The sequence below is a fragment of the Streptomyces sp. NRRL F-2580 genome (assembly GCF_000720115.1).
GTDB lineage: Bacteria > Actinomycetota > Actinomycetes > Streptomycetales > Streptomycetaceae > Streptomyces.
In genome coordinates, this window is record NZ_JOIR01000051.1 from 40,064 (window position 1) to 49,039 (window position 8,976).

Consider the following 8,976-nt stretch of genomic DNA (forward strand, 5'->3'; position numbering starts at 1 on the left):
GCGTGGGAACCTGCGGGCTGAAGCCGAGCTGGTGCATCACCTTGCGCCACACCTCCAGCCCAGAGAACCCGCTCTGCCATGAGTGCCGCGCCCGGCTCCTGGAGTCACAGCAGAAGTCGGCCCACCCCGGAGCCTGACGTCGCGGGGCCTTCTGGCCGCATCGGGCGCGCCGGACCGCGCCCGGCCGGTGACGCTGGGGGGCCAGGCCCGGAGCGGCGGTGAAGGAGGCCAACCTCGAGTGGTCCTGACCCCTCCCTTCGAGCCGATGCTCGCCCAGGCCGCCGAGTCCGTCCCTGGACCCGGTGTCCTGGCGGGCGGCCTGGCCTTGGAGCAGAGGTTCGACGGCCACCGCGCCATCCTCTTTACCCCCGCTGGCACCGGCGGCCGGGCGCTGCTCCAGACCCGTCGTGGCTCGCTGGTCCAGGACCGCTTCCCCGACCTGGTCGCCGCCGCCGCGCAGCTGCCCGACGGCCTCGTCCTCGATGGCGAACTCGTCGTCTGGGACACCGCAGCCGGCCGGCTGTCCTTCGAAGCCCTCCAGCGCCGGGCCGCCGCCCGCGGCCGCTCCGCCACCGCGCTCGGCGCCACGAGCCCGGCGTTCTTCATCGCCTTCGACGCCCTGCAGAGCGACAACATCGAGCTGCTGGCCCTGCCCTACGCCGAGCGCCGCAGACGCCTGGAGGTCCTTTTCGCGGCCGACGCACTGACCGCCCCGTGGACCCTGTGCCCCATGACCACCGACCCGGACAAGGCCCGGGAGTGGCTGGAGGGCTGGACGGACGTCTCCGGGGTCGAGGGGATCCTCGTGGAGCACATGGGCCAGCGCTATCGGCCGGGAGTCCGTGACCGCGCCTGGACCAAGATCCGACGCAGGAACACCACCGAAGCGATCATCGGCGCGATCACCGGGACCCTCGCACGCCCCCAGCTTCTCGTCCTCGGCCGCCACGATCCGACCGGTCGCCTACGCCCTATCGGCCGCACCGTCCCACTGTGCCCCGACGCGGCCCACACGCTCGCCGAACACCTCACCCCGGCCGGCCCTGGCCATCCATGGACCGGTGCGAATTTCTCCTCGGCCTGGGGCACTCGCGAGGTCCTCGACACCACCCTGGTCCGGCCCCACCTCGTCGCGGAGATCAGCGCCGACACCTCCGTCGACCGGGGCGGCGTCTTGTGCCGTCGAGGCGGTCACGGCCCAGTCGGACATCCACGCGCCCGGCACCCGATCCGGTATGTGCGCCTGCGCCTGGACGCGACCGTCGATGACGTGCCCCGGTTCGGCGGGGCCCGGCTGCAGCTGCGGGGTGACCGATGACGGCGCTCAGATGGTGAGGCGGCCGGGGGAGTGGAGGCGACCCTGCCTCCGGGCGGTGGAGCAGGGCCCGCGGCACGTTGTGTGCCGTGACGTCCCGGCGCAGCCGCTGGAACCGTATGGGGGTGCCGGAAGACTCCGCCACGGTCCTCGGCACTAACCTCCGTCACCAGCTCCGGGAGGACCAGCGCCACGTCCAGGACGTCACGGCACTCGGATCCTCACCGACGCCCACGCGGCGGGGATCGGCGTCGACCAGGCCGTCGCCCCCGTCAACACCGCGGCCGTCGCTGCGCAACTGCTCCGCTCGGCGGACGCGGCTACCAAAACTCTGCCCTGTTGGCCCAAGCAGCCGCGCAGGCACCGCGGCGCGACGAGTGCATCAGATCCCCGCGCTGGCCGCGGCCGGCAGCCGGGCCCGGGCTGTGCTTGGCCGCCGTTTGCGATGCCCGAGCGGAACTGGCCACTCATGCCCGGCCCGGACATCGCCACCACCCCTCCACCGTCTTCCCTCGTGCCCGTGACGGCTCCGGACTGGTTAGACCTTGGTGTTGGTGTACCGATCGCCCTTGAAGAGGTAGACGTGCGTGCTGCTGTTGGGGACGGCGCAGGCGGCGTCCAAGTTGGAGGCGAAGGTGGTGCCTGCCAGCTGCGGCCAGCCGGTGGCGATGGACAGCGGACCGCGAATGATCCTGTCGTAGTGGGCGTTGTAGCGCACGTACTGATCCCCCTTGAACAGGTAGAGGTCGGTGCCGTGGCCGGGGACGGGGCAGGCTGCCTGGATGTCCCGTTCGAAGATGGTGCCGGCCAGTGGTGGGAACGCTTCAGCGATCTTCCTGGGCCCCCACTTGATCTCGTCCTCGTGGTTGTTGTAGTTGACGTACATGGCGCCGGCGAACAGATAGAAGTCCGTGGGCTTGCCGGGGACCGCGCACGTGGCGTCGACCCCGCGGGTGAAGGCAGTCGACTCCAGTCCGGGGAAGCCCTCGGCGATATCCTTGGGTCCGGAGGTGACGCCTTCCGTCCGCACGTCGTACCTCAGGTACTGCTCGCCCTTGAACAGGTAGACGTCTTTGTGGGCGTCGTTCGGCACGTTGCAGGCAGCGTCCATGTCATGGCTCACCATGGTGCCGAACAGACCGCGCCAGCCAGTGGAGATCAGGCTGCCGTCGCCCGAGGGAGCGGCGCCGGGTTCGTCCCCCGTGTAGCGGACATTGAGGGAGAAGCGGCCCATGCCATAGTCTTTGCGGTCGAACGTCCACGGCATGGTGCGGTTGGGCCTGTTGTAGAGGGTGGCCATGTCCGCCCGGCCGAAGGCGAAGCCGCGTGATTGGACCAGGTCGTCTTTGTTGCGCAGGGGCTCCCACAGGGTGGCAAGAAGGCTCAGACCCATGTGCACATAACCGTAGAGGTCCAGCTTGGGGATGATGCTGGAGAAGTTGGCAGAGATCTGCAGCAGCTCGACGACCTTTGTCAGAGCGGTACCGAGCGCGTCGTACCACTCGTCGTTGGACTGGTCTTTTTCCCACAGGGTGATCACCGTGGTCCCGCAGCCGTCCAGGCGGGTGTCGAAGAAGACGTGGCTGCCGGTTACGTAGTCCCCGTAGATCGGGTACTTATCGCGCTCCTCGACCGATCCGGTGTGCGTGGTACGCGTTTTGAACGTGTAGCCCCCGGCGTTGGAGGCGGCCGTCCAGTAGATCTCGTCCCTGCCACCGCCCTGGTCGCCAACCGCCTCGTGGCAGTAGAAGGTGTCCCATTCCAGCCTGGCCCGGAACGGTTCACGCGCTTGGAGGCCGTCGGCCTCATCATCACCCTCGCCAGTGAACGTGGTGACGCCGTAGCCGTACTCGGCCAGCGCCGCGGTGAACTCCGGCGTGTCGACGCTCCCTCCGTCGGCGAGCCTGGCCCGGTCCACCACCGCAACGTTCGGCATCTGGGCGATCCGCGGCAAGACCTCCGCTACCGCAGCCAGGTAGCTCTCCCGGTCAAAGCCCTCCGACAGGCTCCGGGTGGCGACCGCGGGCGGCACGATCGCCACCGACCGCCCCTCAGAACGCTGCTCACGGTAGATACGCCCGATCGCGCCCACCTCGTCCTCGCCCAGCACCTGCTGCAGCGGAGCCAGGATGGACCGCTCCAGCTCGGTCAGCTCCAAGCCCTGTTCCGCCCGCGCCGCAGCGTGCAACCACACTCCCGAAAGCAGATTCACCGAGCCGCTCTTGGCCACACGGCTCGCCCCAGCCCCCTCCACGCCCACTCCGGACAGCAGCGCCTGCCACCGCCCCAACCTCTGCTCCCGCGCCTCAGCGGTGATCATTGCTTCATTCGTCACGGTCTGTCCCCTGTCCGTCATACGTACACGCACCGGACCGTGCGGCCCGGCCATACGCGACCCTGGAAGCGCACGGCCACTTAGGGGGCAGCTGTGCGGATAGGCGGATATCGCCTCTGTGTAGCTGGCTGGCCACCCGTCCCAACAGGCCCTGGGGGACAACTCACCCGTGCGGGCGGCTCGATTCACCGCAGAAACGAGCCTGCGTCCTCGGCCTTGCCAGGACCCAGGTAGCCGCATTCTCCGGGGCCCTGCTGACGTCCGCCTAGGCCGTTTCCTTCGGATCATCTGATCGTTGGTTGATGTGTGTCGTTGACTGACGCGCAGTGGGCGCGGATCGAGCCGTTGCTACCGGAGCGGACACCGAGGCGGGGCGGGCGATGGCGGGATCACCGGCAGGTGATCGACGCGATCGCCTTCAAGTACCGCACCGGCACTCCGTGGACGGACCTGCCCGAGCACTTCGGCTCATGGAAGGGCGCCCACAACCGCCTGCGCATGTGGGCCGCAGACGGCACCTGGGCAAAGGTCTTCACCGCGCTGATCGCACAAGCCGACATCGAAGGGGACCTCGACTGGGTCGTCGCCGTCGATTCCACCATCGTCCGGGCTCATCAGCACGCCGCCGGGGCCCGTCAAAAGGGGCTCCGGCCGGCGAGCCCGCCGACCATGCCCTCGGACGGTCCCGCGGCGGACTGACCACGAAAATCCACCTGGCCGCCGACAGCCGTTGCCGACCGCTGGCCTTCGTCATCACACCTGGACAGGCCGGTGACGCACCCGCGTTCCCGCAGGTCATGGCCCACTTAAGGGTCCCGAGGCCGGTCGGCAGACCGAGAGTGGCCCCGGACGTGGTCTTGGCCGACAAGGCGTACTCGTCCCGCGCGATCCGCTCTCACCTGCGTCGGCGCGGGATCCGGGCGGTGATCCCACAGCCCTCCGACCAGGCCGCCAACCGCAAGCGCCTCGGCAGCCGCGGCGGCAGGCCACCGGCCTTCGACCGCGAGGCCTACAAGCAACGGAACACCATCGAACGCTGCATCAACAAGCTCAAGCAATGGCGCGGCCTGGCCACTCGCTACGACAAGACCGCCACCATCTACCTAGCCGGACTCCACCTCGCCGCCATCTTCATCTGGTCAGCGAGATGATCCAAAGGAAACGGCCTAGTCGCTACGCCTTGCCTGCGGCTTTGAAGCGGAAGCCGAAGAGGCCGCCCTCTTCCTCGTCGGTGAGGCGGGGGCTACGGATGTGAGGTTCGGGGTTGAATCCGCGCTGGGCGGCGGTGCTGAGGGTGTCGGTGTTGAGGGTGACGATGTACTGCATGTGCTCTTCCTCCGTCACTTCGGCTGCGAGCGCGAGGGCTCGTGCGACCTGCCGTTCGTCGACGCCGTCGTAGAGGTGGCTGTCGTGGATGAGGAAGTCAGGGCCGCGCTCGTGGCGGTGTGCGAGGACGGCCAGGGTGAGGTCGAAGCAGAAGATGACCATGTTGTTGATGCCGCGGCTGTCGTCGGCGTCGATCCTGGGCGTGATGCTGAGGCTTGTCCGGCCGGCCTCGATGGCGAGGTAGGCTTCGCGGCCCTCGCCGTACAGGCGCTGGGCGTACCGGGAGAACAGCAGGATCGCTTCGTCTGTCTGCTGGCGGCGCTCTCGCAGGTCGAGGTCGACGGCATGCTGCAGTTCAACGCTCTTGGCGGTGATCTGGCGGGCGCTGGCTTCGAGGGCTTGCGCTGCGTCGAAGCGGTGGCGAAGTGCACCGAGAGCGGCTTCCTCCCGGCCCAGGGCTGTCTGTAGGGCGGTCAGCGCTTCCAGCGCTCCACCGTCCGCCAGCTCGCGCAGGAGGCGAGCCTGGTCCTCGCCCAGGTCGGCACGTTCCTGACGCCGGGCGGCCAGGCGGTCGGTGAGTTCCTGGATCTCTTCCTCCAGGAACCTGCGCCGGTTGCGTACGACGGAGTGGTGAAACGCCTTGGCGTCCTCGAAGCGACGCCGGACCTGGTCGTTGAGGATGACCCCGAGCTCGCGGTAGGCCGGCTCAAGGTAGGACACCTCGACGTCGGTGGTCTCGGTGACCGCGCCCCGGAGTTCTTCGAGGTTGTGCTGGTCGATCACGTCGTCCTGGGCGAGCTGCTTGATCCGGCGGCTTACCTGATCTGCGCGCTCTTTGAGGCGCTCGTACTCAGGCACGACCTGGAAGGCGGCAACCTGCGTCCGCAGCCGTTCGACCTGTGCCTCGGCGAGAGTGATCTGGCCTCGCAGATCGGCAGTGGAACCGACAATCCGACCCCATACGGGATCGTTGACGGCCTTCCTCAGCTGGTCCCTGGTCGCCTTGCGTGCATTGAGCTCGCGGTACCCGTTGACCAGTTGCCAGTCCAGCCCCAGGAGGTAGGCCAGATTCGACGATGCCTCGGCGGCCGCCTGCCTGGAGAATGTCCGGGTGGGCTCGTTGAAGCCGTGAGCGGAGACCCGGCGGATGAGGAACGACAGGAGCGTGCGACCACTCACTCCGGGATGGTCGCCATCCAACCCGAAGAGGTCCCGCTCGATGACGCGATTCCACTGCTCCACGGACAGCTCGACGTCCTGGCCGTCCGTGAAGAGCGTGTCGGTCGGCACGCCGGCTACGTCCCGGCTCAGCGACACGACCTTGGGATTTTCTCCGCGCCGTCGTACCTCAAGCGGATCGTCCTGCCACGGCCAGTCCATAGCGAGGCTGAAGGTGATGTGGCGCAGCGCCTTGTTCGTGGCCAGCGACCCGGAGGATTTGGCCCCCAGAAGGAAGTGAACGAGTTCGATCACGCTGGACTTGCCGGCGCTGTTACGGCTGTCGGTCTCAGCCGACGACGAGGTGGTGTCCGCGACCAGCAGGTTCAGTCCGGGCGAGAACTCCACCGTTTTGAACCGCGCGTCGTCAGCGCTCAGACAGCGCAGCATCCGTACTCCTTGCGACGAGAACGTCCTGGACCAGCTCCACCGCACCCATGGCGAAGAGGATGTCCAGGGCCAGAACGAACCACTCGAACGATACCGGCGAGGTATGGGCCTGATCAGCGCGCCAGCTCTTCAGCCTCGCCCACGTCTGACTGACGGTCCGCGGTTCATCGAGCTGGAGGAGAACCTGCGCGCCGACAGCGAGCAGACAGCGGTCAGGAGCGATCCCCTTCGTCGGAGTGATCACGCGGTCAACCCGATGCCCGGCTGCCAGCCGGCGGGCGGCGTCTCGAAGATGTCGCATCGTTCGAAGAAGTGCGCCAGCACAACAAGGGCGGCGCGCAACACCTTCGGCCGCGGCTGGGCGTTCCCCAGGAAGTACATCTTGAGCTGCCAAAGAACGTCGTCGGCGTCGCTGTAGTCGCGACGCACCTGCTGGTAGTACAGGCGGAAGCCCTCCGCGACCTCATCGTGCTCCAGCTCGCTCCGGGTGCCGGCGTAGAACGCGTCTACCAGGTAGCTCTGACGCATGCCCCGGAGGAGGTCCTCCCGATCCGCTCCTTCAATCCGGTTGAAGTCCAGCTTCTCCACCGGCACGTCGGGCAAGGACATCAGAGGGTTGGACTCGGCGCGGATGTCCTGCAGCTGCTTCAGCAACGGCGCCAGGTCCTCCATCCCGATGCCGAAAGTCGTGTCCTTGATGGGGATCTCGCAGCGGAGGACGTCCTCGGCCGCCATCTGATCAAGCTGCATGCACTCGTGCCACAGCCGCCGGGTGCCCATCTGCTCGAATCGCAGCGAAGGCATGCTGTCCCGCGCGCCTGCCAGCAGAGATGTCACTTCCGGATGCACACCCCGCCTGTCGTTGTGCACGAAGACAAAGGTGTCGAACTCGCCGTTTCGCTTGGCGACCGCCCCTGAGAGGTCCCCGTCGAACTTCTTGCGGATCTTGTCCGGCTTCACGGTCTGCGGTGCGTAGCAGGCGTACAGCTTTCGCGAATGCAGGCTGAGACCATCGGCCGACCTGTCACCCAGACTGCCAGCCGTGCGCACGTCGAGGAAGTCTGGATACCGCAAACACATCAGCCGATGGAAGAAGTCCTCGAACTCGTTCTCGTAGAGCTCCGCCATCAACTCGAGGAACTTGACGTGTGCATACATCCGCTGCTCAAACAGCATGAACCCCCCTTGCGCACAGAGCTGCCAGCGTAGCTGTGTGTAACTAGACCCAACACCCTTTGATCAGATCCTGTGGTTGCTCACGCCCAGTCCGCGCCCGCCTCCCCGAGGAGCGGGTGAGCTTGCGCGCCGGCTCTTCATGTCGGAGACCCACTCGCGGACGAGGGGCTGGACTCGGGCTCCGGCCACGGCCCTCGTCTGGTAGGACGTTCTCGTGCTGTCGGGGTGCGCGAGAGTTTGCCGGTCGGTGGGGCACGGTGCGAGCTCGGCGTCTACGGCCAGGCGGCGACTTCCTCGATGGTGTCCGCGATCAGTACGGGTAGGTGTTCCATGGCCCGTTCCAGAATCTTCTCGATGGGCACCGCGTGTCGGCTGCCGTCCACGTTGATGTGGTTCGCCCACTGGGCGGGCTGGTAGCGGGCGAGCATCGACAGCGCATACAGAACCGCCCACCACGCCATCAGCGGGTGGAGTTCACGTGACAGGCCCGCGACGGCGGGAAAGAAGTAGCGATGCCCGGCGTACTTCCGGGTCAACGCGGACAGGCGTTCCAGGCGCTCCTCTTTGGTGCCTGTCTCTGCGGGCATCTTCCAGTGCATGTAGAGCCAGCCAGCGTCCGGGTGGTGACGCACGTAGTCCGGCTCGGCATCGGCTCCCGTCCGGCGACGCGCGAACCGCTCGTACCCGGCGGTGCCGGGGTAGCTCTGCAGGAATTCATCCAGTGCCGTGCGACTGCCGTCGTCCACGACGCGGTCCAGGATGTCGCCGACGTGCAGGGTGAGCAGCGGGTGAAAGTCAGTGCCGTCGATCGAGTCCGCGCTGGCGTAGAGGGGCGTGAACCGCTTCCGGCCGGTCAGCGGGTACTGCAAGTTGGCAGGGAGGGTGTCCCAGACTTCCTCCAGCCGCACGACCGTGTCATTGCCCCAGACTGGTGACCGCAGCAGCTCGCTGAGCCGTACGAAGCTGCCAGCACCAGCAGGATCCGTGCGGATCTCGATGTCGGCGAAGTCCAGGTGGTAGCCAGAGGCATGGATGCCGTGAGAGGTCAGGTTCCAGTCCTCGCCCTTGAGGTCGACGGCCGCGGCCGCGATCGCTCTGCCAGCCTGACTCAGGCCGTAGAGGGCGGTACGTAAGCTGATGTCCGGTTCGGTCGTCGCTTGATCGTGTGACTGCGGGGAATCCCGGCCAATCGACGGGCTTGGTCGTGTTGGAGTGG

Annotated in this window: 7 protein-coding genes; 2 read left to right on the forward strand and 5 right to left on the reverse strand. The window is 67.3% G+C overall.

Going from position 1 to position 8,976, the window contains the following annotated elements:
- The first annotated feature begins 238 nt into the window (after positions 1–238).
- The gene (locus tag IF88_RS0135870; protein WP_234323819.1) at positions 239–1,318 is read left to right on the forward strand and encodes an ATP-dependent DNA ligase; all 1,080 of its coding nucleotides are present in this window, start codon (positions 239–241) and stop codon (positions 1,316–1,318) included.
- A 535-nt stretch (positions 1,319–1,853) separates the two neighbouring features.
- Here the strand turns inward: IF88_RS0135870 and IF88_RS0135875 are convergent.
- Entirely contained in the window at positions 1,854–3,650 is a 1,797-nt protein-coding gene (locus IF88_RS0135875) for a hemopexin repeat-containing protein (protein WP_158754790.1), read from the reverse strand.
- Between the two features lie 306 nt (positions 3,651–3,956).
- Here IF88_RS0135875 and IF88_RS44730 point away from each other — a divergent pair.
- Positions 3,957–4,801, forward strand: a protein-coding gene (locus tag IF88_RS44730; protein ID WP_420711028.1) for an IS5 family transposase whose coding sequence is annotated in 2 segments (ribosomal slippage) — positions 3,957–4,287 and positions 4,287–4,801 — 846 coding nt in all. Because the reading frame shifts where the segments join, the coding sequence is not laid out codon by codon here.
- A 22-nt stretch (positions 4,802–4,823) separates the two neighbouring features.
- Here the strand turns inward: IF88_RS44730 and IF88_RS0135890 are convergent.
- The 4 genes from IF88_RS0135890 to IF88_RS0135905 all read right to left on the reverse strand — a co-directional run.
- Positions 4,824–6,584 (reverse strand): ABC-three component system protein, encoded by a 1,761-nt coding sequence (locus IF88_RS0135890; protein ID WP_030722526.1) that lies wholly within the window; start codon positions 6,582–6,584, stop codon positions 4,824–4,826.
- Positions 6,562–6,828 carry an ABC-three component system middle component 6 gene (locus IF88_RS0135895; protein WP_030722529.1) on the reverse strand — a complete coding sequence of 89 codons (267 nt, stop codon included), beginning with the start codon at positions 6,826–6,828 and terminating at the stop codon, positions 6,562–6,564. The genes IF88_RS0135890 and IF88_RS0135895 overlap by 23 nt, the downstream gene beginning before the upstream one ends.
- Positions 6,825–7,760: an ABC-three component system protein gene (locus IF88_RS0135900; RefSeq protein WP_051838151.1), complete on the reverse strand. Its 936-nt coding sequence runs from the start codon at positions 7,758–7,760 to the stop codon at positions 6,825–6,827. The genes IF88_RS0135895 and IF88_RS0135900 overlap by 4 nt, the downstream gene beginning before the upstream one ends.
- Before the next feature lie 272 nt (positions 7,761–8,032).
- Positions 8,033–8,976: YaaC family protein (locus IF88_RS0135905; RefSeq protein ID WP_234323820.1), on the reverse strand; the 944-nt coding region annotated here is incomplete at its 5' end.

Coding starts and splice junctions, on each gene's coding strand:
- IF88_RS0135890 (WP_030722526.1), bottom strand. CDS start 6,584: ATGCTGCGCTGTCTGAGCGCTGACGACGCGCGGTTCAAAACGGTGGAG.
- IF88_RS0135900 (WP_051838151.1), bottom strand. CDS start 7,760: ATGCTGTTTGAGCAGCGGATGTATGCACACGTCAAGTTCCTCGAGTTG.